The 24,498-nt window shown below is 53.6% G+C and carries 25 protein-coding genes; 10 read left to right on the top strand and 15 right to left on the bottom strand.

The window, feature by feature from the left end; genetic code table 11:
- Positions 1–23: 23 nt before the first annotated feature.
- From D7M11_RS09600 to D7M11_RS09585, 4 genes are read right to left on the bottom strand one after another with little or no spacing between them, the layout of a single operon-like run.
- Entirely contained in the window at positions 24–1,112 is a 1,089-nt protein-coding gene (locus tag D7M11_RS09600) for a glycosyltransferase family 4 protein (protein WP_120746982.1), read from the bottom strand.
- Between the two features lie 55 nt (positions 1,113–1,167).
- Entirely contained in the window at positions 1,168–2,268 is a 1,101-nt protein-coding gene (locus D7M11_RS09595) for a glycosyltransferase family 4 protein (RefSeq protein WP_120746981.1), read from the bottom strand.
- 42 nt (positions 2,269–2,310) lie between these two features.
- Positions 2,311–3,396, bottom strand: coding sequence for a glycosyltransferase family 4 protein (locus D7M11_RS09590; protein WP_158606535.1), 1,086 nt, complete (start codon positions 3,394–3,396; stop codon positions 2,311–2,313).
- Between the two features lie 17 nt (positions 3,397–3,413).
- Positions 3,414–4,025 (bottom strand): class I SAM-dependent methyltransferase, encoded by a 612-nt coding sequence (locus D7M11_RS09585; RefSeq protein WP_158606534.1) that lies wholly within the window; start codon positions 4,023–4,025, stop codon positions 3,414–3,416.
- A gap of 240 nt (positions 4,026–4,265) precedes the next feature.
- Here D7M11_RS09585 and D7M11_RS09580 point away from each other — a divergent pair, with 240 nt between their 5' ends.
- From D7M11_RS09580 to D7M11_RS09565, 4 genes are read left to right on the top strand one after another with little or no spacing between them, the layout of a single operon-like run.
- Positions 4,266–5,375 (top strand): glycosyltransferase family 61 protein, encoded by a 1,110-nt coding sequence (locus D7M11_RS09580; RefSeq protein WP_193556156.1) that lies wholly within the window; start codon positions 4,266–4,268, stop codon positions 5,373–5,375.
- 22 nt (positions 5,376–5,397) lie between these two features.
- Positions 5,398–6,111 carry a putative nucleotide-diphospho-sugar transferase gene (locus tag D7M11_RS09575; protein WP_120746977.1) on the top strand — a complete coding sequence of 238 codons (714 nt, stop codon included), beginning with the start codon at positions 5,398–5,400 and terminating at the stop codon, positions 6,109–6,111.
- Positions 6,112–6,162: 51 nt separating this feature from the next.
- The gene (locus D7M11_RS09570) at positions 6,163–6,858 is read left to right on the top strand and encodes a hypothetical protein (RefSeq protein WP_120746976.1); all 696 of its coding nucleotides are present in this window, start codon (positions 6,163–6,165) and stop codon (positions 6,856–6,858) included.
- A gap of 37 nt (positions 6,859–6,895) precedes the next feature.
- Positions 6,896–8,017 carry a glycosyltransferase family 61 protein gene (locus D7M11_RS09565; RefSeq protein ID WP_120746975.1) on the top strand — a complete coding sequence of 374 codons (1,122 nt, stop codon included), beginning with the start codon at positions 6,896–6,898 and terminating at the stop codon, positions 8,015–8,017.
- Between the two features lie 110 nt (positions 8,018–8,127).
- Here D7M11_RS09565 and D7M11_RS09560 read toward each other — a convergent pair whose 3' ends face one another.
- The 5 genes from D7M11_RS09560 to D7M11_RS09540 form a co-directional block, all read right to left on the bottom strand.
- Entirely contained in the window at positions 8,128–9,507 is a 1,380-nt protein-coding gene (locus D7M11_RS09560; protein WP_120746974.1) for a UDP-glucose dehydrogenase family protein, read from the bottom strand.
- Positions 9,504–10,472 (bottom strand): NAD-dependent epimerase/dehydratase family protein, encoded by a 969-nt coding sequence (locus tag D7M11_RS09555; protein WP_120746973.1) that lies wholly within the window; start codon positions 10,470–10,472, stop codon positions 9,504–9,506. Before D7M11_RS09555 ends, D7M11_RS09560 begins: the two co-directional genes overlap by 4 nt.
- Before the next feature lie 5 nt (positions 10,473–10,477).
- Positions 10,478–11,350: a UTP--glucose-1-phosphate uridylyltransferase GalU gene (gene galU, locus D7M11_RS09550; protein WP_120746972.1), complete on the bottom strand. Its 873-nt coding sequence runs from the start codon at positions 11,348–11,350 to the stop codon at positions 10,478–10,480.
- Positions 11,351–11,364: 14 nt separating this feature from the next.
- Positions 11,365–14,019, bottom strand: a complete 2,655-nt coding sequence (locus tag D7M11_RS09545) for a glycosyltransferase (protein ID WP_120746971.1) — start codon at positions 14,017–14,019, stop codon at positions 11,365–11,367.
- Between the two features lie 189 nt (positions 14,020–14,208).
- Positions 14,209–14,568 carry a hypothetical protein gene (locus D7M11_RS09540; RefSeq protein WP_120746970.1) on the bottom strand — a complete coding sequence of 120 codons (360 nt, stop codon included), beginning with the start codon at positions 14,566–14,568 and terminating at the stop codon, positions 14,209–14,211.
- 272 nt (positions 14,569–14,840) lie between these two features.
- On the opposite strand from D7M11_RS09540, the gene D7M11_RS09535 reads away from it, so the two are divergent.
- The 5 genes from D7M11_RS09535 (at position 14,841) to D7M11_RS09515 (ending at position 17,356) form a co-directional block, all read left to right on the top strand.
- On the top strand, positions 14,841–15,086 hold the full coding sequence (locus D7M11_RS09535; protein ID WP_120746969.1) for a hypothetical protein: 246 nt from the start codon (positions 14,841–14,843) through the stop codon (positions 15,084–15,086).
- Positions 15,087–15,167: 81 nt separating this feature from the next.
- Positions 15,168–15,413, top strand: coding sequence for a hypothetical protein (locus tag D7M11_RS09530; protein ID WP_158606533.1), 246 nt, complete (start codon positions 15,168–15,170; stop codon positions 15,411–15,413).
- 272 nt (positions 15,414–15,685) lie between these two features.
- Positions 15,686–16,237 (top strand): tetratricopeptide repeat protein, encoded by a 552-nt coding sequence (locus tag D7M11_RS09525; RefSeq protein WP_120746967.1) that lies wholly within the window; start codon positions 15,686–15,688, stop codon positions 16,235–16,237.
- A complete protein-coding gene (locus D7M11_RS09520; RefSeq protein WP_240041022.1) occupies positions 16,234–16,947 on the top strand; it encodes a tetratricopeptide repeat protein in 714 nt (237 codons plus the stop codon). The genes D7M11_RS09525 and D7M11_RS09520 overlap by 4 nt, the downstream gene beginning before the upstream one ends.
- A 100-nt stretch (positions 16,948–17,047) precedes the next feature.
- The gene (locus tag D7M11_RS09515) at positions 17,048–17,356 is read left to right on the top strand and encodes a hypothetical protein (protein WP_120746966.1); all 309 of its coding nucleotides are present in this window, start codon (positions 17,048–17,050) and stop codon (positions 17,354–17,356) included.
- A gap of 113 nt (positions 17,357–17,469) precedes the next feature.
- On the opposite strand, the gene mtnK is transcribed toward D7M11_RS09515, so the two are convergent.
- Together mtnK and D7M11_RS09505 are read right to left on the bottom strand one after the other, a co-directional pair.
- Positions 17,470–18,678 carry an S-methyl-5-thioribose kinase gene (gene mtnK / locus D7M11_RS09510; protein WP_120747040.1) on the bottom strand — a complete coding sequence of 403 codons (1,209 nt, stop codon included), beginning with the start codon at positions 18,676–18,678 and terminating at the stop codon, positions 17,470–17,472.
- A 127-nt stretch (positions 18,679–18,805) separates the two neighbouring features.
- Entirely contained in the window at positions 18,806–19,072 is a 267-nt protein-coding gene (locus tag D7M11_RS09505) for a hypothetical protein (RefSeq protein ID WP_120746965.1), read from the bottom strand.
- Positions 19,073–19,314: 242 nt separating this feature from the next.
- On the opposite strand from D7M11_RS09505, the gene D7M11_RS09500 reads away from it, so the two are divergent.
- Positions 19,315–19,836, top strand: a complete 522-nt coding sequence (locus tag D7M11_RS09500; RefSeq protein WP_120746964.1) for a hypothetical protein — start codon at positions 19,315–19,317, stop codon at positions 19,834–19,836.
- Between the two features lie 51 nt (positions 19,837–19,887).
- On the opposite strand, the gene D7M11_RS09495 is transcribed toward D7M11_RS09500, so the two are convergent.
- From D7M11_RS09495 to D7M11_RS09480, 4 genes are read right to left on the bottom strand one after another with little or no spacing between them, the layout of a single operon-like run.
- Positions 19,888–20,490, bottom strand: coding sequence for a 4-hydroxybenzoate synthetase (locus tag D7M11_RS09495; protein WP_120746963.1), 603 nt, complete (start codon positions 20,488–20,490; stop codon positions 19,888–19,890).
- A 47-nt stretch (positions 20,491–20,537) separates the two neighbouring features.
- Complete coding sequence (locus tag D7M11_RS09490; RefSeq protein ID WP_120746962.1) at positions 20,538–21,617, bottom strand: bifunctional 3-deoxy-7-phosphoheptulonate synthase/chorismate mutase; 1,080 nt, start codon at positions 21,615–21,617, stop codon at positions 20,538–20,540.
- Positions 21,618–21,661: 44 nt separating this feature from the next.
- Positions 21,662–22,924 (bottom strand): phenylacetate--CoA ligase family protein, encoded by a 1,263-nt coding sequence (locus D7M11_RS09485; RefSeq protein WP_120746961.1) that lies wholly within the window; start codon positions 22,922–22,924, stop codon positions 21,662–21,664.
- Between the two features lie 32 nt (positions 22,925–22,956).
- Entirely contained in the window at positions 22,957–24,303 is a 1,347-nt protein-coding gene (locus tag D7M11_RS09480; protein ID WP_120746960.1) for a phenylacetate--CoA ligase family protein, read from the bottom strand.
- Positions 24,304–24,498: the final 195 nt, after the last annotated feature.

Here is a 24,498-nt window from a genome sequence, read left to right as displayed (position 1 = left end):
TTCCGTACCTCCTTATGCCGCCTTCAACCATATTTGTTCAGAGCCTTCACGACTCGCTCCGTTAATAGATCCAGACTGTACTGCTCGAGCAACTGCTTTCTCGCCGCTCGGCCCGTCGCCTTCGCTTCCTGCCGATGCTCCGCGACATACCTCATTTTCTTCTGCAAATCGCCAAGCGACGGCTCTGCCCAATAATGCCCGTTAAACATGGAATGCTCGTTATTCTCGATCCGAATCAGCCGTTCAACGTCGACCAAATACGAATTGCCCTCGCGCATAAATTCGGTTTGACCGCTCCAATTCGTCCCGATCGCCGGAAGCTCCATCAGCATCGCCTCAAAAAAAGGCCTTCCCCACCCTTCCCCCCTGGTCGGGAGCACAAAAGCGTCGCAAGCCCGATACAGGCTCCTTAGCTCTTGTACGGAAAGCATTTGACCGATGATGTAAACCGGGGGCTTCTCTTTTCTCGCCTTCGGGTGCCCGCTAATGATCGCTTCAAGCTTTGCGGCGTCGTTTTCGCCGCGTACTTTGACTACGAGCCCGACGGAATCCTCGGGACCGAATTCATTCAGAAATGCCTCCAGCAGCACATCGTATCCTTTCCGCTGCTGTAAGTCGAATACGGACAAAAAAAGGAACGATTCCGACGCTGGCAGCGGCAGCCGCTCTCCTTCGGGGTCATACTCCCCGACATCGAAAAAATTGGGCATCAGCACGAGCGGAACGTGAACGCCCGAGCCTCGAAACGAAACCAGATTAAACGAGCATTGCAGCCACAGCTCGTCGAAACGGTTCAGCTCCGGTATCCAGAAATCGGGGATGCGGTCCGTCTCGAACGTCGTACGGGCGATATTGACGCGGAAATCGGGACGGGCGCGAACATCGGACCCGACCTGGTTGCAAAAATAAACATCATTGCCGGTAAGGCGCGTTTGCTCGAACGAAGCGATGTACCCGATTTCAGCCGCAGACAGGACCAATTGTTTCTCCGCGCGGTCTCTTGCCAAGATTCGCACCCGGTATCCTGCCTGGTCCAAAATACGGAGCAGGATCCGGTTACCTTCGGCGAACCCGTGTCCGTTATAGAACATGCCGTCAAGCAAAATATTCACCGTTTGCTCGCACCTTTCTCTACCGCTTCGACTTTCGGCCGACGTTCGCGTAACATTACTGCCGGAACTTTTCGAGCTCGGCTTTAACTTTTTTCTCCACGAGCTCCATATTGTACTTCTTCAGCAGCTCCTTGCGCGCATATTTACCGACCTCTTTCGCCTCTTTCCGGTGTTCGTATACGCGTCTCATTTTTTTGCGCAAATCTTCGATGGATGGCTCCGCCCATTTATGCCCGTTATACATATCGTAGTCCGGGTTGTTCTTGATGCGGACGAGCCGCTCCACCTCAACCAGATACGAATTGCGCTCGTTCATGTACTCGGCCTGACCGCTCCAATTCGTGGCGATCGTAGGCATGCCCATAATCATCGCCTCGAATATCGGTCTGCCCCAGCCTTCTCCACGGGTCGGCAGGACGAAAGCGTCGCAAGCGCGGTACAGGCTGAGCAGATCCGGTGTAGGCATCATGCGATCGATGATGTGAATCGGCGGGCGTTTGGACGCGGGTTTCGGATGAAGCTCCAGCTCCTTGACTAGCCGCGGTGTTTCATCAGGACCGCGCACCTTAACGACAAGCACCGTATCGTCGTTCGGTCCGAATTCGTCCAAATACGCACGGATCAGCAGATCGTATCCTTTGCGCTCGCAAAGCTGGAACACCGACAAAAACTTGTAGCTTTTGTAGGGCAGCGGCAGCGGCAGCTTATCGCCTGTGACGACATACCGCGAGTCGTCGAAAAAATAAGGGATGAAGCGAATCGGCACCGTCACCCCGGAATCCCGAAACGTCTTAATATTAAACCGGCACTGCACCCAAACCTCATCGAACTTGTTCAGGACCGGCACCCAGCTCTCGGGGATGCGATCCGTTTCAAACGTCGTGTGCGCTATGTTTACGCGGAAATCGGGTCTGGCCTCCATCCGAAAGCCAACGTCGCGATTCAGAAATATATCGTTGTGTTTAAGCGTCGTCTTCTCCAGATAATTGACATAGTGATATTCCTTTTCGGTTAGTGCGATTCTGCGTTCCCGCAACCAGTCCCGGGGGAGTGCCTTGACGTTGTATTTGGACCTGTGCAGCATATGGAGCAGCACCCGGTTTCCTTCGGCATATCCCTTCCCGTTGTAAAATACGCCTTTAAACAAGATGTTCAAAGCGTAACCTTCCTTTCCAAAAGCTGTATTCTTATGAACCGGTCACCGGAATTTATTAAGCTCCGCAATCACTTTGCTCGACGTCGCCTCCATCGAATAGGCGGAGAGCAGCTCGGCTCGCGCTTTTTTACCTACCACCGAGGCGGCGGCGCGGTTTTCGAAGACATACCGCATTTTTTGCCGCAAATCGGAAACCGACGGCTCCGCCCAATAATGTCCGTCCAGCTCCGGCTTAGTCCGCACGGGCACAAGCCGCTCCACCTTTACCGGAAACGAGTTGCCTTCGTTCATATACTCCGTCTGTCCGCTCCAACTCGTCGCGATCACGGGCATTTCCATAAGCATCGCTTCGAACAAAGGTCGTCCCCAGCCTTCTCCCCGCGTAGGCAGGACGAAGGCGTCGCAAGCGCGGTACAGCCGGATCAGATCGGACCCGCTGAACATCCGGTCGATGACGTGTATACATGGCTTTTCCTCAGCCGGCTTCGGATGCGCGTCGATGATCTCCCGTAGCTTCGATACGTTTTTACCGCTACGTACCTTAATAACTAGCGCTGTGTCGTCCCGGCGCGTAAATTCGTCCAGAAAGGCGCGCAGCAGCACATCATACCCTTTCCTTTCCTTCAAATCGAAAACGGACAGGAACAAGTACGATCTCAGGGCGCCCAGCGCCATTTTGTCGCCTATCGGAACATACTGGCTATCGTCGAAAAAGTTCGGGATAATCCGCAGCGGCGCCTTCACTCCGGATAAAGCGAACGTGTGCGAATTAAACGCACATTGCACCCAAACCTCGTCGAACCGGTTCAGCTCGCTCACCCACGATTGCGGAATCCGGTCCGTTTCGAATGTCGTACGGACGATATTGACCCGGTAATCGGGATCGTAGCGGATTTCGGAACCGATCCAGTTGCACAAAAATAGATCGCGAGTCGGCAGCGTCTTTTGTTCGAAGGAGCTTAAGTAGCCCGTTTCTTCGGGAGACAGCACCTGTTCCTTCACCCACCCTTTATCGACCGGATGGATGCGCACCGTATGCCCGGCCTGCTCCAATATACGCAGCAAAATGCGATTTCCTTCGGCCAAACCGTGTCCGCTGTAAAACGCCCCTTTCAGTAAAATGTTCATGCCACGTATCTCCCCGCTTATGGTTCTTCCATAACTTTGCGGCAAACCCACAAGCCTTTGGTCCTCACCTTGACATACCATTTCGGCAGCTCGGAAACGAGCTTCGTCGGACCTTGCCACGTGTTTACATCATGAAAAGCGATGTAGCCGCCTGTAGCGACCATTGGGCTCCAATATTCGAAATCTTCCCGGACGGCCGCATACCGGTGGGATGCATCGATAAAAAGCAGCCCGATCGGCGACCTTCTCCGCCATTTCCGCGAAGCGTCGACCGTTTTCATCCGGATCGTTTCCACGTTTTCGCCCAGGCCGAGTTTACGCAAATTTTGTTTGAACTCATCCAGCACCTCATCGGGATGGTCGAGCGGCTTACCCGATGGCTTCCAGTTCCACAGATCGACCGCGTGCACCCTCCCTTCTCCCCTGTCCTGCAGCGCGCCGGAGAGCCAGCAAGTCGATTTCCCTTTCCACGAGCCGAGCTCGACGACCGTAGGAACGGGCGCCTTGTAGCGGGCAAGCCGGTAAAGCGTCTCTCCTTCGTTTCGTTCAAGCCAGCCCGGCACCGAGGAAACCATTCTGTATAAGTGTTCTATTCGTTCCTCATCGATCCGGTCTTTCTCCGAAGACATGAACATCCCTCCAAAAAAGTAGTCCTTCGCTCACCAGACATGTTCCCATCTTATGACGGAGGGAACATGCCCGTCATACCCAAACGGCAGGCTGGATGAAAATGTGCATCTGGACCATACGCCATCAAAGTTTTGCAGGCTGACCCGTTCCATTTGCCGGGTCCGTCCAGTTAGCCCGAACATATACAAATAACGGTTATATTTTTCGTTTGAAGGAAGGGATGTGTGACATTGGGCGATATGCGGGAGCTAAAGCCACCAAAGGAACATTATCGTTCGCCGGAAGAATGGATCCATTCCGCGGGGCTGGATCATAACAAACGGCTCAAATCATACTACAAGTCCGATCCGATCCATTTGAGGCAACCGAAGGGGTTGGAGCAGCCCGTCCACTGGATGTACCGTGCGTTCGAAAGCCAAAAGTGGAGGCAGCGGAAAGGGTATGTCGTCATCATGCCGGGAGGGCGAATATGCCGCTCGAGATGCACGATCTTGACCCCCGACCATAAGGAAATGTGGGATTTGTCGTGGCTCGTATACCGCGCCTCGAACGATCCGGAGCTGCAAAAGCTTCGCCGGCTCCCGCCGGTGTGCGATACCGCCGAAACCGTTGCGCTTCTAGGCATGCGGGAGAGCGGCATTTATTATCACTGGATGGTCGACGTGCTCCCGCGATTTCATATGCTCCGCATGCTCGGTATTCCAGCGGACAAGTACGTGCTGAACGGCGGCTGGCTGGCTCCCTTTCAGCTTGAGACGCTGGATATGCTCGGCATCCCCCGGGACCGGCTCGTATACAGCGACGACAATATGCACTTGAAGGCAAAGCTTCTGCTCGTGCCCGGCTGCGAATTCGGCATCGTGCCGAAGTGGGCGCTCGGGTTCGTGCGTCACGAGCTGATGGAGAAGCCGGGCATCCGGCCAAGCGGCGAGCGAAACCGTCTGTTCATTAGCCGGGCCAGGGCGAGCAAGCGGAAGCTGCTTAATGAAGCGGAGCTGATGAACCATTTAAGCAAGCGCGGATTTCGCAGCGTAGAGCTGGAAACGATGCCGGTAGCCGAACAAATCAAGCTGTTCGCGTCGGCGGAAATCGTGATCGGGCCTCACGGAGCCGGATTGACCAACCTTCTATTTTGCAAGCCGGGAACGAAGGTGATCGAGCTGTTTTCCCCAAACCATATGCATACGTGCTATCCGGTAGTCAGCCATCATACGGGACTCGAACATTATTATTTGGTCGGAATCGGCGATCGTCCGCCGGAATTTGTTAATCCGCGTATCCACGCGGACGATATTCAGATCGACCCGAAGCAGTTCCGAAGCATCCTTAAGCTTGCCGGCATTACTTAATACACCGGTTGGAGGTGCACTTATGACTATGGCCGATTTTCCCAAGATACCGGCTCTGAAAATCGCATTGCCTCCCAGAAGCCGGACACTTATCTGCAGCATGGCCGTCGGCGGGCTTCATATCGCCTGTATGCGCTGGATGGCACCTACCGTCCGTTATTACGCCCAGCGGCATCAGATGGACCATTTGCTCATACCGCTGCATCGGAACCGGCTTCATCCATCCCGCCCCGCTTCTTGGAACAAAGTCGTTTTGCTGAACCACATGCTCAAATCGTACGATACGGTCATTTGGATTGATGCGGATACGATCATGATGAATCCCGATGAACATATCCTTGCGGGAATCGATCCGAAAGCCCCGATGCATGTCGTCGCCCATGCGCTCGGCCGCAAAACGATACCGAACACGGGCGTATGGATTTGCAGGAACGATCCGCGTACGTTCAAGCTGCTGGAAGCGGTATGGAATCATACGGAGTTCGTGCACGACGGCTGGTGGGAGCAAGCCGCCTTGATGGATATGATCGGCTACGAGCCGAGGGAACGCGTTTGCCGGTTCCGCGGAATTACCCCGTTCACCTCCTGCGTTCACTTTATGGACGAAAAGTGGAACAGCCGTTATACCGCGCCCGCTTCCAAAACGAACATAATGCACTTTACGGGACCTAATAAGCCGCTTGAAGAGATGGAGCGGGCATACCGGACGTTCCTCGGGCATATCGCCGTCGTTTGAACGACGGCCCTGCCGGACTTTCGATGAATTTATAGGTTAGGTGGGACTTTGGTGAAGAAATCGACCAACATCCCCGTCCTGCCGATCCAATGGCAGAGGCGGGAGCGTACGTTACTTTGCAGTCTGGCAACCGGTAGCGAACATATGGAGATGCTCGATCTGATGGCCCCTACCGCCGCTTATTATGCCGGGTTACATCGTATGGACTGCTTAATGCTGCCGCTTCCGGACATACGCCTCGCTCCGGGCCGGCCGCCCGCCTGGGACAAAATAATCCTGATCCATCACATGCTGAAGCAGTATGAGACGGTTATTTGGATCGATGCCGATGCGATTATTTGCGACCCGAAAAAAGATATCCGCTCCGTATTGGATCGCAATATTCCTATGCATATGGTGGCGCACCGGATCGGATCGAGACTGATCCCGAATACCGGCGTTTGGATTTGCAGAAGCTTGCCGAAAACATTCGAGATGCTGCATCGCATCTGGAACGACGCCCGCTATGTGGAGCATAGATGGTGGGAGCAGGCGGCACTGATGGATTTGATCGGATTCGATCCGGATTCGATTACGTTCCGCGCCGTAACGCCTTACACACAGCATGTTCAGTTCATCGATCGGGAATGGAACAGCCGGCAGGGAGACTCCGCCCCTCACCCGATCATCTATCATTACTGCAGCAGGCCGAAGCCTATCGAAGATATGTACCGAAGGTATGACGAGTTTATGCAGAGCGTACTGTAGCTTCGAATCCACTCCATGAGAAACGAGGTGAATCCCCTTGAATAAGCGGGAAGAGCTTGTCCCTCCTTCCGGTTATTATCGGACGTTTGACGAATGGGCCGACATGTCGGCAATGAAGGGAACTCCTTCTTACCTTGAAACGATGAGCCTCGGCCGCCGCATCGTTTTCCAGCCGCCGGTCGGGCTGGAGAACCCTCCGCATTGGGTGTTCCGCAAGCTGTCGTCGTCGGTCATCCGGGAACGTCACGGGAACGTCGCCGTAATCCCGGGCGGCAAAGTTTGCGGCATAGAATGCGACATCATTACTCCGGACAACAAGCTGATCGGGGACTACTCCCTTGAATGGAAAAGCCATCCTTCCAATCGTTCGATATGGAAGATGGACAGTTTGCCTCAGCTGCATAAATCCGAGACCCCCGTCGCCGTGCTCGCGCTCAAGGACAGCAACATTTACTACCACTGGATGATGGACGTGCTGCCCACGTTTCACCTGCTTAAGCAATCGGGCATCAAGCCTTATACGTACGTCATTAACGGGAAGGCGTCCGCTCCATTCCAATTCGATTCGCTGGAGATGCTCGGCATTTCCCGGAAACGGATCGTACTCAGCCATCCCGGACTCCATATCTCCAGTCCGCTGCTCGTCGTTCCCCGGTGCATCGGGCGGTTCCGATCCAGATGGTCAATCGACTTTTTGCGCCGGGAGCTGATGACGTCCAGCGGAATCAAACCGTCGGCGGGGAAAGACCGCATCTACATCAGCCGCGAGAGAGCATCGAAGCGGAAGCTGCTTAATGAGAACGAAGTGATGAACGTGCTTGGCAGTCGCGGTTTTCGCAAGGTACATTTGGAAGGGATGCCGCTCACCGAGCAAATCCGGTTGTTCGCTTCTGCCGAAGCTGTCGCCGGTCCGCATGGCGCCGGGCTGACGAACACCGTGTTTTGCAACCCCGGCACGCGGGTGATCGAGATGTTCTCCCCCCGTCTCGTGCATACGTGTTATCCGATGATTAGCGGACTGCTCGGGTTAAAACATTATTACTTGGTCGGAACGGGCGATAAGCCTCCCGAATATGTCGACGTCCACGACCGACATGCCGACATTAGGGTCGATGTCAAGGAGCTCGTCCGCCTCCTGGATCTCGCAGGCATCCGGTAACGGAAGGGCGCTGCCTGCTGTTTAGGCAGGCATCCGCTTTTTTTCCGGAGTTTCATCGCAAAAGAAAGAACCGGGGGGCTCCCCCCGGTTTCTTTTTGAAGCAATCGTCTTTACCGGACCGCTCCGATTCCAATCCCCTCGTATTCGATTCCCCGCTTTTTCCACGGCGCCTTTCTCAAAAAGTTGCGCGTATCGAGGACGTAAGGCGTTCGCATGCGCCGCCGCATCGCCACCCAGTCCAGCCGCGCATACTCGTCCCAATGCGTCAGCAGCAGTACGCCGTCCGCACCTTCCGCCGTCTCTTCGCCCGAGCTGCAGTACCGGACCTCGAGGTCCGGATTTAACGTTTGGAACATGGCCATACCTTGCGGATCGTGTGCGGATACCGACGCTCCCAAATCGAGCAGGCCGGATATAATCGCCGACGCCTGCGTTTGCCGGGCATCGTCGGTATTCGGCTTGAACGTCAACCCCAATACGCCGATCCGTTTGCCGATCAAGGTCTTCAGCCGTCTGCGCACCTTCTCCACGCAGTAATCGTGCATGCTCCTGTTCGAATCGACGGCCGCTTGAACGATAGTAAGCTCGTTGCCATACTTGCGGCTCGCGGACAGCAGCTCGGCGGTATCTTTCGGGAAACAGCTGCCGCTCCAGCCGCTCGACACCTGCAAAAATTTCGCCCCGATCCGCGAATCGAGACCGACTCCGGCCGCCACATCATTCACGTCGGTCCCGAGCGCCTCGCACAACTTCGCCACCTCGTTAATGTAGCTAATTTTCACCGCAAGAAAAGCGTTCGATACGTATTTAATCATCTCGGCGCTTTTCTCGTCAGTCTCAAAGTAGACCGGCTCCGCCAAAGGTCTGGACGGCTGCGGGACAACGTCCGCCAGCGCGCCGTACGTTCGGCGGCCGAGCAGCGGAGCGTAAAGCTTCCGAAGCATGCGCCGCGCTTTCGCGTTTCCGGTTCCAATAACGATCCGGTCCGGATAAAAGACGTCCTCCAAGGCGTATCCTTCGCGCAAAAACTCCGGATTGCTGGCGACCGCGAACATTTCCCCATGTTTAAGGCCGGATCGCTCCTCGATTCGCGAGGCGACCAGCGCCGCCGTTCCAACCGGAACGGTCGATTTGTCGACGATGACGGTAAACCGGTCCCGGTTTATCGCGTCGCCGATAGCGTCCGCGGCCGACCTTACATAGGCGAGATCGGCCGTACCGTCCGGCCGCGACGGCGTCCCGACCGCGATAAACGCAACATCGGCGTCGCGGATCGAGTCGTACCGGTCCGACGCGGATAATAGCCGTCGCCGCACCATGGCATCGATCAGCGCGTCCAGGCCCGGTTCGTAGATCGGGCTCCTGCCGCTGTTAATCCGATCCACCTTCCGTTTATCCGAATCGATGACCGTAACGTGATGCCCCGATGCCGCAAAAGCGGCTCCCGTAACACTGCCGACATAGCCGGCACCGATGACCGCCACCTTCATGAACGCATTCCTCCCTGCATCCGTTCTCTGTAAGCGGATATCGTTCGGCGGAGCCCTTCCTCCAGCGATATTTCCGGCCGCCAGCCGAGCAGCGCCTCCGCTTTTGCGATGACGGGGCGGCGCACCTTCGGATCGTCCTCCGGAAGCGGCATGTACCGGATAGCGCTACTCGTCCCGGACAATCTGATAACCGTTTCCGCAACATGCAAAATCGTATGCTCGACCGGATTGCCGATGTTGACGATTTGTCCGTTGGCCGCTTCCTTATCCATCAGCAGGCGAAGGCCGCTGATCGTGTCGTCGACATAGCAGAACGAACGGGTTTGGCTGCCGTCTCCATATACCGTTAAGTCATCGCCGGCGATCGCCTGCGTGACGAAGTTGGAAATGACTCTCCCGTCATCGTTGCGCAGCCCGGCGGAATAGGTGTTGAAAATGCGCGCTACTTTTACCGGAACATGGTACCGGTGAAAATATTCATAGCAGTACACTTCACCGAGCCGCTTCGCTTCGTCGTAACAAGCGCGAGGCCCCCACGTGTTTACATTCCCCCGATACTTCTCGTCTTGGGGGTGGACGAGCGGATCCCCGTACGCTTCGCTCGTGCTCGAATAGACGAGCTCCGCTCCGCTTCGCCTGGCCAGCTCCAGCATATGCTTCGTGCCGGTCGTATTGACCTCGATCGTATCAAACGGAAAAGCCTGGTAAAACTTCGGAGACGCAGGAGACGCAAGATGGTAAATGTTCGTCACGCCTTCCAGCTCGGGCAAAGTAATGATACCCGGATCAGTGACGTCGCAGCCGATAAAGACGAACGAGCCACCAAGTCCAACCGAGCGTAAATTGTCAGCTTTGCCCGTGCTTAAGTTATCGATGCCGACGACTTGCCGTCCTTCCGCAAGCAGCCGCCGAACCATATGCGAGCCGAGAAAGCCTGCGGCTCCCGTCACTAGCGTCTTGCTCATTGCCTCTACTCTCCTTCCGCGGCCATTTCGCGCAAAAACGAACGGAACGGTACCCGCAGCGTATCGTCCTTGCAAGCAAGCTCGACCGTCGCTTTCAAAAAGCCCATTTTATCGCCGATATCGTAAAGCTTCCCTTGAATAAGATGAGCATAGATCGGGTGGCGCTGCGTCCAGTGCTGCAGCGCGTCGGTCAGTTGAATCTCACCCCCGATACCCGCAGGCAAACTTTCCAAAATAGGAAACATGAACGGGTCGAGCACATACCTTCCGATGATCGCCATATTGGAAGGCGGATCGGCCACCGGTTTTTCCACGAAACGCTTGACCCGGAAAAGCCGCTCGCTCAGCGGGTCGCCGTCGATGACCCCGTATTTGCCCACCTCCGACCATTCCACCGAATCGACGGCGACGACCGGCGCCTGCTTCTCCTCGTAAACGGCCAGCAGCTGTTTCAGACACGGAACTCGGCTGTCGACGATCATATCGCCGAGCAGGACGGCGAACGGCTCCTGCCCGATGAATTTGCGGGCGCACCAGACGGCATGACCTAAGCCGAGCGCCTGCTTCTGTCTGACGTAATGGATGTCGGCCAAATGGGCGATATCCTCCACCATTTTCAGCAAGCCGTCTTTCCGCTGCTCCCTAAGGCTCGACTCCAGTTCGTGATTGAGGTCGAAATGGTCCTCGATGGAACGCTTGTTTCTCCCCGTAACGATAATGATGTCTTCAATGCCCGAGGCAACGGCTTCCTCTACGATATATTGAATGGTCGGTTTATCTACGATCGGTAGCATTTCCTTCGGCATCGCCTTCGTAGCGGGCAAAAATCTCGTCCCGAGGCCTGCCGCCGGAATAATCGCTTTTTTCACCCTTTTCATGTCATTTCCCCTTCTTACCCGTACTCGACAGACAGCCACGGCTTCTGTACGGCAGATATGGCAGGAGCATAAACGCCATAGTTGCTCACGGCCCCTGTCAGCCATTTGCAGGCGAGCTCCGTGCAATCCCATCTGAAAACAGCTGTCCTCTTGGAGAGCTTGCGAACCTTCCTGTATAAAGGTTTAGGGCGGATGCGCGGTTTGCGCCTGGAGACGGCCTGTTCGTTCCAGTCCCTACTAATCCGATGAACGCGTAATGTCGTTCCCCTCGCCGGAATAAACATGACCGCCGATCGGATGGTGGCTCCGGGCGGCAGCGCAGCCAGATCGAACGAAAAGTAACAGCGGAGCGATTTGCCCTTGCGCACGCGGTGAATGCGGTTTGGCTCGAGCGTAAGGGTACCCGCGGCTGAAATATTGTCCTCGGCTTCGGCTATGGCCACTTCCGGCAATGGGTCCGCATCTGTGACAGGTGGAGCGGCTTCACCGGCGAAATCGGGTGCGGGCTGCGGCGCATCCGTCTCGAATGCGGCATTCTCATCCACATCGCACCGATCTTCGCGACCGTCGATGAGGGAGAGGATGCGACTTGCATACCGGGTTGCCGAATGATTCACAGACACATAAGCTCTTGCCTGCTTGCGCATTTTTTTGCGCAGCTCCGCATCCTTGTATAAATAAAACATCGATTCGAACAGCGGCTCCCGGTCACCGGTGCCGGAATCGGTTTTGCGCACGGTATCGTCGGGTAGATCCAGATGAGCTCCCGTTCCGAGCACGACGGTCGGCTTGCCATAGGACATCATCTCGAGCAGCTCGTCAGTCGGCTCTTCCGATCTCGGTTCGCGCAAATATAAGCAAACATCGGACCGGCTCATCCTTATTCCGTACTCGTTCTCCTCCAGCGGACCGAGAAGCTCGATCCGGTCCGTCAAGCCGAGTGCCCCCGCATACGCCTGAAGCTGCTCGCGGTAACCCGGATCGATGTCGCCACCCACCCACAGCCTGACATTGTCATAGCCGCCGTCGACGAAGCTCCGGATGCATTCCATCGCCGACTCCAGTCCATCGCCAGGCTCGATCGTTCCGTAGCAGGCAAAAGTAAAATCACGGTCCATAACAGCCGATACCATCACAGGGAGCTTGAATGGCTTGCGGTACCGGATGACGCTCCGGCATCCTTGCTCAGTAAGCAGACGCGCCGTCTCTGCCCGGTGGACGACGAGGGTGCACTGATCCGCCCGCAGCAGATGACCGATGTCACATTCGCCTTGGAACAAGCTCGCCCCATCATCCTCCACCAGCACAATTCCCGGATATTGCACCATATAGTCCGATACGATCGTCTCGCCGTTTTCCAAACGGACTAAGTATATAATCTCCTTGTAATCGTCGGCCCTGTCCGGAAACTCCTCATGGCGGAGCAAGCGGACCCGCTTGTTCGGCGCAGCTTGAAAAGAAGCCTCCCATCCGTCACCCGCGTAAATGTCGCAATCGTAATGTTCGGTCATCATGGGCAGCAGAAGCGGAATGCGGGCCGAACGGGCGCGGGGGGAAGGCAGGTCTGCAATAATGGCGACCCGTTTCCGGCATACCTCGCCAAATGCGCGCAGCACCTTCTCTGCGCATGTCCTCCATTCATACTTCCGTGCCAGCAGCTTCCCTTTGGCGACAAGCTCTTTTTTCGGCGACTCTCCGCTCAGCAGCTGCCGCAAACCGATATGAAGCCGCTCAGGATCATACAGGTCGGTCCGGTATACCGCATCCTCGCCCACCTCGTTCCACTCGGCGCGATCTTGAGCCATTACAGGCGTGCCGCACGCCATCGCTTCCAAAATCGGAAGTCCGAGAGCTCCCTCCGCTGCGAGAAACAGGAACAGCTCCGCGCCTCCGTACAGACTGGCCAGCTCCTCGGTACCAATCGGACCGGTCCAGCGGATTCGATCCCTTATCCCCGCCGTTTCCGACAGCGCCAGCAGCTTCTCCCGTTCCGAGTCGGCGGGCTCGCCCTCGATCACCAAACGACACGGAACGTCCAGCTCCGGGTTCAACATGCCGATGGCGGCAATCAGAGCTTCTCCTTGACGCCCCCCCAGTTCTGCCCCCGCGCAAAATAGGTACCGTTCCCCCGTCCCAACGCCGGAAGCGCAGCGGTCCGTCCGCTCGGGTGAACCGAACCGTGCGTCGATTCCGCCTGCGACAACCTCGATTTGCGACGCCGGAATGCCGGCCGACCGGATCGCTTCCCTCCTGAGAGATTCGGAGACGGTCAAGACGAGGTCGCAGCCGCGAATAAATTCGATGTTGCGCCGAATCATTTCATGGCTTCCTTCGCCCTGCGGACCGCTATCCCGCATACGCGGTACGATTCGTCCCAGAAGAAGAACGGCCACCTTCGTTTTGCCGAACCATTCCTTCCTCCAGCCGTATTCCCGGCCCGGATACGGCTCGACCGCCAGAAACAGGTCAACCGACTGTTCCGCCAAAAAACGGCCGAGCCTCTCTTTGCACAGCTCTTCACTATCGCCTTCCGCATTCGGCTCATAACGAACAAAAGAGTGCTCGGAACCGTTATGGCCGAGCGCTTCGATCAAATTGCCGATGTAGCGTCCCTTCGCAAATCCGTCGAAATGTCCCGGAAGAAGAGGCACGCAAAAAGCGACAATCATAAATTCACCACCTTAATCGGCTGGAAAATGCGACTCACACTCGCGACTTTTCCGACATTTATGCATTATATGCGCCCGAGAAAGGTGATCTTGGACCGTTAACCCTACGGCAAATAAATTGGCGTTTGACCTAGAAAAAAAGAAACCGATGAAATCTCGCGGGCGATCCCATCGGCTCCAGATGCATTTTTATTTTTTGCGGCGCTTTTTCCTTTTCTTCGATTTCTTCATGAAATACTTCATCGTTGATTTCAGCAACTTTTCAAAAGGCACCTTCTCGATAAGGAGAGAGGCGGCTTGATCCAACGACGGAAGCCCCCCCGTCCCCGCTTCAGCCTCCTTTGACGTACGGTCACGCTCCGTTTTTCCCGGATTCTTCATGCTCTCAAGTTCATTTCGGACGAACTGCCTCCACTCGGGGTCATTCTCGGCAGCTTTCTTCGATATTTCTGCCGGTCTATTTTTTTTGCTGTCTACCTTCACTGAAGAAAGATAAGCCTGATCGGTTTGGCTGAGATCAGACTCAAGTCGACTTTGACGTTGATCCAATGGTAACCCTCCCAGTTTCAATTTGGGCGACAACTCTCCGATCTTGGACAATCCATGAGGAGCAGTAGTGCGACCACTCTATCAGTTTCTGTCCTTCATATGTTTATGAGACGCTCTGCGTCTGTGAAATGGACTGAAGCGGAAATCTTCCGAACAATGTGCGGGTACCTATGAAAATCGCAGATAGATGCACATATACTGAACTCAAAATAGTTGATTGTAACAGTCTGGATGCAGGTAAGCCAAATTAGGGCAGAGAGGTGGGAACGATAGTGGGTATCAAGAAGAGGAACATGGGATTTGCGGACAAAGCGCTATTTATTCTCGGACTGACATTAAGCGGTGTTATTACCTTTGTTCTTGTAGTGGGCGTAATCATTGCGGTGATAAAATTATATATGGACGAAAAATTGCACCCAATGGAGGTCATTTCCTCCCCCATGCTGGACGACAACCCCGAGTCGGAGCTCATCGCCGCTCCGGCTGAGCAAGATGGCGGGAATGGTTCGGCTTCATGAAGATGGACGAAATAGGAAACGTGAAGGCATCATAAGGGGGGGAAGCCAATGCAAGGGGACAGTAAACAGTTCTCGAGGATTTTGCGCGAAATCAAGCGGGAGTTTTTCCGTTTCGCCGACAGCTATGCAAAGGCCGTTAAAGACGGCGCAGATGTGACCGGCAAAAATATAATAGAGGATTTATCCAAATCGGATCAGCCTACCGATATTTCCGTAGGAAAATTTATTTCGGCCGTTAAAAGAGGCGTCCAACATGCAGGTGAACAAATGATTAATTCGGGAGCGGATCACGTCCAGCAAATGAAAGAAAAACCGAAAAAAAAATGACGCTAGCGAAAAAAGCTTCCTTCGGAGCTTATGCAACGAAGGAATTGGTAAATTAGTTCCCCCCTCGCGGACAAACATACATTTTCCATAAACTGAGTATTTTATCCAACCGCTATAGGGGGAACGTACATATCGTATCAAGTAGATTGGAATTACAAGGAGGGGATTGTCCGCGTCCCTTTGCAGGTTGGAGGAAGCGAGATTCTCAATATCCGACAGACGGCTGCAGATTCACGTCATTTCGCCGGAGTTATCATTGGGAGGTGATAGGAATGGCAGTTGACAGCGCCCATTGGAAACAGTTTGAGGAAGCCAAAACACTCCATAATAAAGGAGTGGACGGAGACAAAAAAGCGGTGATCCAAGCAAACGAATTGCTCGTAAAGCTTCGTGAGGCCGAGCCCAATAATGCGCTGATCGAAGCCTACTACGGCAGTACACTCGTTCTATTAGGGCGGGATGCCGTTAAAATCATGGAAAAAGCGGATAGGGCGCAAGAAGGATTGGACGTATTGAACGAGGCCATTACGCTAGACTCCAACCATAAAGAAATTCGGCTGCTGCGCGGGAACATTTGCCTGAGGCTGCCGGAGTCCTTTTTCCAATGCTCGGAAACGGCGATCGAGGACTTCACCTTTCTACTGAACCGCAATAAAGAGAATCCCGGCTACCTTACGCCAAATCAAGTGCCCGACATACTGCGAAACTTAAGCTCAGCTTACCAAAATGCAGGAAAACCCGACGAAGCAAAGGCAGTCCTGCAGCATTTCGCACCGCTAGTGCGGAAAAAAAAGGATAGGAAAGAGGGGGAGGAGACCCATTGACACTCGATAAGAGACTCGAAAGGATCAAATCGCTGTATAAAGAGGGAACGAAAGGCAATGCAGCTGCCGTTCATGAAGCGTATCAGCTGCTAGAACGGCTACGGCAGGAATATCCGGACCATCCTCTTGCAGAAGCTTACCACGGCAGCATCATGCTCTTAATCGCCCGGGATAAAACAAAACCGCTTGAAAGGTTGAAATGGGCTAAAAACGGCTTGAAGCTTCTCGATAAAGCGGTAGCGGCCGCACCGAACGACAGCAGGATCCGCTATTTACGCGGCAGGTCCGCATACAGGCTGCCGGAAAAGCACTTTCAACGGACGCAGACGGTCATCGAAGATTATAACTTCGTCCTCAATCAAGAGGTTAAGCTAGGGAGCATTGACTACACGAGACTATCCTACGAGCTCGGTGAGGCGTATCGCAGAATCGGTCGAAACGAGGATGCGGCAAGATGCTGGACAAAGCTGGAGCAGCAGACGCAAGATCCGGAATTCAAACGGCTTCTCGGGCAAAAGCTGCAGTTGTTGAAAGGCAAGCCTGCGGTCGAACACATTGAGTCAAACGAAAGTATCACTTCGATGTTGTTAAAAAGAACCGCTAGCGCCGCAGGAACTGTATTTCTTGACTGGGTGGAAGAGAATAAGAAGAAAGAAGAACGCCGTGAACGCAAACGCCGCAAGAAGGAGAAGAAGAGGAAACGGCACTAGACACAAATCGAGACTGTCGATTGAATCGCTTGGAGCCCTTCGACAGTCTCAATCATCCCTTACACCGATGTAATCCGGGATCGGAAAGGAGGTGAAAGATATGTCAGATATGATTAAAGGGGTCTTCAAAGGATTAAAGAATGAAATCGTGCATCTTGCCGAAGCTGCTTTGAAAAGCGGCGCTACCAACATCAGCCACCAGCTAATGAATGTGACGAGCGGCGAAAATAAAACGACCAATCTTAAACTCGGAACGCTCACCGATGCCTTGAAGAGCGGTGTTATGGCGACCGGCCAAGATTTAATGTCGGTGGGACTGGAGCGCGTTAAAGCACTCTCTCCAGAGGACAAGACATCGCAAGCGTCCGTGGAAACCGCGAGTAAGAAGCGATCGGAGAGAGAGAAATAGATTCGGCTTGAACGAAACAAAAAGACGACTTTTGCTCGGTTTGATGAGCAGTCGTCTTTTTCGCTTATAATCGGCTTTCAGTTGCACTAGCTCACCCAATTGACACGGTTAAGCTATCGTTCGTTTACGGCTTCCAAGGCGATATCCAGCACTTCCTCGATGGAGCGGGCGTAGCGGTTCCGTTTGATCAGCGATACGCCGATTTCAAGCGCGATCCGCTGCGCGCGCTCGCGGGCAGTCGCATCGTCAATGTGATCGATGTCTGCGACGTGGATAAAACCGTAGACGCGGCACACCGTTAATACCCCGGCAAAACCGACTGTGTCCTGCAGCAGTCTTGATACATACAAATTTTGGTACCCTTTGGTCTTAGCCATCCGGTCGGCGATGTGTCCATTCCAAAGCTCGCGGAACCGAAGCTCGAATTGTGTCCATAAGTCGCGCACGGTATCCAGCAGGTAACGGCGGTAAACGATGCGCTCCGTCTCGTCCTTGCTCCAACCCTCCTGGCCCGAATAGTTCAGCAGCAGATTGGCGATAAGCGTACCGATATCAAATCCGATAGGGCCGTAATAAGCAAACTCGGGATCAATAACCTTCGCCGAATCCGGCTTGATGAAAATATTATCCGTATGCAAATCGCCGTGCAGCAGAGCCTGCGCGTTCGTCAAGAACTTTTCCCGCAGCAGCATAGCCTCGAGATGCAGCTCCGCGTCTGCCCAAATGCTCTCAACCGCATCGCGAATACGCGGCTCGAACCGATTCATCCGGGACTTCGTGTATGGCGCGTAAAAGATGATGTCCTCGGTGATATTGCAAAGCTCCGGATTCATGAAAGCTTTCATCAGTCGCTTTTTCTCCTGTTGCTCCATAAATAAGTCTGAGGTGAAAAACGACATCTGCGCCAAATAAGCTCCGATTTGTCCGGCAAATAACGGGAAACGGCCTCGCTCCATCAATCCGAGGCGCACAAGGGTATGATCGCTCAAATCCTCCATGGCCATGAGCGCCAAATCTGGCTCATATCCGTAAAGCTTTGGCGTCAGATCCGGACATAGCTCCCTCTGAACGCTCAAAGCCTCTTTTTCGATGCGTACTCTATCCAGCGATAACGGAACCGATTCGCCGATCATCTTGGCATAAGGCAGCGCCTGCTTCACAATTAAGCTGCGCCCTGATTCCGAATCCGATATATGAAACACATGGTTCAGATTACCGTCGCCGATCTCCCGTACTATCAGCTGCGCGCCATCCGGAAATATATCCTTGATGCCTCGCGCATACTCGACCGCATCCTTTTGCGTCAAAATGTAATATGCCATTTCCGAATCCCTCCGAATATACGGCGACATCCCGCTAAGAAAAGCGCACCTCCTAAAGATCATCGGCTTTACCCAAGGGGTTTCCTATGTTTACTTTAGGTGTGCGCTTCTTCTTTGCGTTGTTGCTTTATACTTTTCCTACCTTCTCCTGTACTTTCATAAGTTTCTTTTGCGTTTTCACCTCTATCTTTGCTTTTTTCTCCACGTATTTTCCCTCATCTTTTCCTGCTTTCCCTTGTAATTTGGCCAGTTTCTTTTGCGCTTTCTCCATTATTTTCGCAGTTTTCTCTATCACTTTCGTTTCCTCGTTCGCATGAACAGCCGCTTCGGTAGATTCATCAGCGGCAGCATTTTCTTCTATAACGACCTTCTCGACTGCATGTTCCTCAGCCATGCTCTTCCCTCCTTTACGATTTCTCTATATGAAATGCAAAAAAATACGATATTGACTCGGACAAATGAAGCAGGATATGTTGACCATTTTATTTGCAACGAATGCCGCATCGATAAAAAGGCTTACATACTGTCATAGAAAACACCGATAGTTGTCAAGTAATCACATACACCTAACACGGAACATGCTTGTTCGGCATAAATTGTTACATATGCCATTTTTCATGGGGAGGTTGGTACGGCATGGCGAAAGACACGGCCTCTACGAAACGGTTCAAGGAAGCCAAGAAGCTCCATCAAAAAGGGGTGGACGGAGATAAAAGAGCGGTGAAAGCGGCGTACGAAAAGTTTGCCAAGCTTCGTGCCGAGGAACCCGGCAATGCCCTTTTCGAAGCTTATTACGGCAGCACGCTGACTCTGCTCGCGCGGGATGCAGCTAAGCCTTTGGAAAAAGCGGAGATTGCGCAAAATGGGTTAGACTCGCTGGATAAGGCCATATCTATGGATCCGAACCATAAACGAATTCGATTGCTGCGCGCGAACGTTTGCGTGAAGCTGCCGGAATCGTATTTTCAAAGCTCGAAATCAGCAATTGAGGATTTCAATTTTTTGCTGGACCGTTATAAAGATGACACCGAATTTATGTCCAAAAATCAAGTCACTGCAATATTGCGGAATTTGGCCAGCGCCTACGAACATGCTGGAAAACCGGACGAAGCGAAATCCGTCCTGCAGCGGCTCGCCAAACTCGAAAGAAAAAAATAACTGGATTGAAAAAGGCCTTGAGTCCAGAGACTCAGGGCCTTTCCGCGTTCTTCAATGCTGTTCGTTCATGAAACGGTTCAACCGGTGGCGGATCATATGTGGATTGAAGTACTCCATCATGTGTATGCCCGGTACCGTATCGTAATAAATGCAATACTTTTTATATGGCATAGGCTCATTTATTGGGGAGAAATACAGTTTGAACGGCTTTTGAAGGAAACCGCCCGACTCCGGCTCACTTCTCCAGCCGTAATCTACCAGTCTGCGTGAAGTTTGCAAGCCGAGTCTGCTGATCGTCTTGCCGATCCCTTCTTGCCTGGCCGTCAGCGCCTCAAACATGGGGGCCGGTACGTATTTCGAGCAGACGAGCGCAATATTGTGGGAGACGACGATATTGCTCTTTGCGCTGATCAAGATCGATTCTCTTCTAAAGTAAGGCGCTCCGGAGATTTCGCCCGATTGCTCGAAATCCCCCGCCTCGACCTGCTCCTGCGAAATGACGCGAACCGTCATTTTTTCGTCCAATAACGTTTCGAGAATATCGGTCGTACGTCCGTCTGTCCTGAGCAATATTTCGAACAGCAGCTTCTCCAAAAAATCATATACCGTTTTCTCTTTGTGCGAATTCACGCCCCAATCCTTTGCTCCCGTCATGAACATTCCTCCAATATTCGCCTGGGAAGCCGCAGATGACCCCTCATCTACTCCGCGCTTTTATACAAGCCGGACCCGCGAAGGCCGCCCCAAAACGAATAAAATTCGTCGATATTGATTTGCTGGGCGGCATCGGATAGAGCTGCCTGCGGATTCGGATGCGTTTCGACCATAATGCCGTCCGCACCGGCTGCGAGCGCCGCTTTCGCGCAAGGAAGCAAAATGTCTTTGCGTCCGGTCGAGTGGCTCACATCAACGAGTACGGGCAGATGGGTTTCCTGCTTTAAGAGCGGAACTGCGGATATATCAAGCGTATTCCGGGTCCATTTTTCGTAAGTGCGAATACCGCGTTCTATCAGCAACACCTGCTCGTTCCCACTGGCCATAATATATTCAGCCGCTAGAACGAACTCATCCAAAGTGGCGGCTATGCCGCGCTTGAGCAGCACGGGCATGTTCGTCTGTCCAACCGCCTTCAGCAAATCGTAGTTTTGCATGTTTCGGGCGCCGATCTGGATAATATCGATATATTCGGCTGCAGACTCCAATTGGGAAGGAGTCATGATTTCGCTGATCGTAACCATATCGTATTCGTCCGCTACTTCTTTCAACATTTTCAATCCTTCCAGGCCCAAGCCCTGAAAGTCGTATGGCGACGTTCTCGGCTTGAATGCGCCGCCGCGCATGATGCCCACCCCTACGCTTTTCATAGCCGCCGCCATAGCCCGCAGCTGTTCTCGGGACTCTACGGAACAGGGGCCGGCAATCAAGACATGCGACCCTCCGCCGAAAACAGCATTTTTCACGCGGATTATCGTATCCTCGCTTTTCGTTTGGCGGCTTACGAGCAATTTGCGCCCGCCTCCGGTCTGCGGACGCTCCCGAGACAGCGCATATATTTCCTTAAACAATCTTTCCAATGCCGCTTGATCGATAGGCCCCGGATTATGCTTGGTTATTTCGTTTAATGCCCGCTTCTCCTCCGCCGGATCATTTTTGGGTAAGCCGAGTGATTCGATTGTTTGTCCGATAGCCCCGGCAATACGTACCCGTTCGCTGAGGAGTACGAGCAATTGTTGATCGACGCCGTCCAATTGATTTCGCAACTGTTTCACATGCTCATTCACGCACGTTCTCCCCTTTACCGTCACTTGTTCCTCGCTTTGACTGTTTAATTGCTTGCTGCATCAGCCGTACCGCCTTCACGCTTCTGAATATAGATTGGCTTTCGCGAAGGATTGTTTTGCATGAGCTCCTCCCGGTTAAGCAGCTTTCCGACGGGGGCGATCTCCACAGTGACGGGCACCTTTAACAGTTCGGACAGCTTCGTCTGAATTCCCTCCTCCGACCATTCGGCACAGCGATACGATTCGAGGATGAAGTGAAATCCGTTCTCCTGCTGGATCGCTTTCCATGCATCGGGTGCGGGAGCGAGCGAATATACGGCGTCCTGAATGTCCTTGGCGTCCAGCACAACCTCCCCGAAGACGCACCGGTCCTTGAGCCGGCCGTAATGAACCAGTTTGCTTCCGGCCCGACCGCACGCGCAGCATACCGGCTCTACAGAAATGACGTCTTCGTTGTAATATCGCAGCAGCGGCGAAGCTTGATGTGTCAGCGTCGTAATCGCGGCTAACCCTCTCTCGCCAGGCGCAGCATATCCCAAGCCGTCTTCCTGCAGCACTTCTACGATAAAATCTTGCTCTGCGATGTGCATCGTGCCATACTCGCACATGGCGGCAATATTGGCCGTCTCGGTAGAGCCGTACAGATTGAATACCGGAACGCCCCAAAGCCGTTCGATATGCTCCTTCCTGCGCTCGCCGATCAATTCTCCTGCCGAACAAATCGCCCGCAATGCCGTGAAATCGTTTCTCGTTTCCATACCGAGCAAGCGCGCCGTCTCGGCGAGCAGCTCCATTTCCCTCGGAAGTCCGGCGATGACCGTAACGCCGAGACGTTTCATCAGCTCCAGTACCCTGGGGTAAGGCGTAACCGTATTGCGCCCGCTCGCCGGGACGACGCCCGCTCCCGCTTGCCGGCACGCATGCTGCATCAGAAACGCAGGGACCGACATCGCGTACGGAAAACGGATCAGAACGAAATCTTCCGAAGTTAGCCTTGCGCCGCACGCCCCCATCTGTCTCCCGCCGGTTTCCAGATCATCTATTGTAAACCAAGAGGCGGAAGGTTCACCGGTCGTCCCGAACGATTCATGGTATTGCGCGACTTGTTTCATTTCAGCCGCGAGATGGCCGAAGGCACCGGCCTTTCGCAGATCCGCTTTCGTGGTGAGCGGGAGATGAGGGATACGATCTAATCCGATATCGCTCAAGTCGTAATCCGACAGCTTTTGTTTATAAAGCGGTGATTTCGTTAAACGGGTCAACAAGTCACTCCATTTTCGTTCCCGTTCGCTTCTGTCGCTCAGCATTAAGAACGCTCCCCTTCAAATTGTTACGTTCTTTATTTGATGTAAACCCGGGTCGCTTTACCGAATGTCCGCGGCAAACCGTGCTTGATCTCTACGCTGCATTCGATCCCTACGCGCTCCAGCATATGAGCGCGAACTTTCGAAGCCAGCCCTTCGTCGCTCATCTCGGTGCGGAACGGCTCGGCCTCGATCGTCAAGCGGCCTTGCTCGAGAATGAAATGATACCACATGCCTACTTCCGGAATTTCCAGCAGAAAGTTTTCCAGCATAAACGGAGGGTAATCGGTGCCGTCCAAATTCAGCATCGTCTCCATTCGACCTCTAAGGTGAAGCACATCCATCGTGATGCCGCAAGCGCATTTCGACTTTTGCAAATAACCGATGTCACCGCTGCGGTAACGCACCATCGGCATTCCTTCACGCAGCAGCGTCGTCACGACGATTTCGCCGGTTTTGCCGTAGCCTAGCGGGGCGCCCGTGGCGGGATCGACGATCTCCGCTTTTACGTGACCTTCCACGATGTGGTACCCTTTATGCTCTTTGCATTCGACAGCCACGACGCCGCATTCGGTCGATCCGTAAAAGAACGATACTTCGCACCCCCACCATTTCTCCAGCCGTTCACGGAACGTGTAAGAGCACCCCTCTCCAGTTAGCACAATCCGGCGCAAACGAATATCCACACCCGGCCGAATGCCGTACTTCTCGCTTTCTTCGGCCAGTAGCGCCGCGTAGGAAGGCGTAGTGACGAGCACGGTGGCCTGATATTCCTTCATTAATTCGAGCGACTTGTCGACGGGAGCCATGTATCCGCCTTTACCGAGCGAAAGAATGGCGGTTCCGAATGCGAATTGGAACAGGCGTTGAAACCCTAGGCCGGGAAGCGCGAATTCGTAAGGGAGTGCTATGGCGGCGATGTCGCTGTCCGATTCCGGGAACAGCTCCAAATATTTGGGGAGCAGATCGTAAACATATTGATCGGCTAACGTATAGGATGTATAAATCGGTTTTCCGGAAGTTCCGCTCGTCAGGTGAACTTGACCGATCTCCTTCGGCTCGACGCACAACAGCTTCATTTTATCTCCGCGGATGACGTCTTTTTTGAGCAGCGGAACGGTCGATAATTGCTCCAAACTGTCGATCTTCGGTTGTGTAAACCCGGCCTGCTCCAAAGCGGATCGATAAAACTCGTTATGATCCCAGACGTGCTGCAGCGTCAAATTGATAGCCTCCAGTTGATATTGCTCTCTTCTCTCGCGCGGCAGTTTTTCTATCGTGATTCCTTCCTCATCCAATTGGTGAAAGAAAGATTTCAGCTGTTCCAAATGCGATGTATGCTCGTCGATCGAAACCGTCATCTTATGCGACTGTGTTTTCATGCGCGTCCTCCTCTTCGTTCGTTTAATTCCGGTTCTATGAAGCCTAGCAACCCTACCTGCGGCCTAGCAAAACAGGCGTTAGGGCAGCAGGTAGGTTGGATTGTTCAAAGTAATGGTAATGGAAGAACGTGCTTGCAACAATCAACAGAGGCCCAGCGGGAGCAAAATTGGTACAAACACTGAGGCCCGAACTAA

It is taken from the genome of Paenibacillus ginsengarvi (assembly GCF_003626695.1).
Lineage (GTDB): Bacteria > Bacillota > Bacilli > Paenibacillales > NBRC-103111 > Paenibacillus_AB > Paenibacillus_AB ginsengarvi.
The sequence above is the reverse complement of the archived record's forward strand: the minus strand, read 5'-3'. Positions and strand labels throughout refer to the sequence as shown.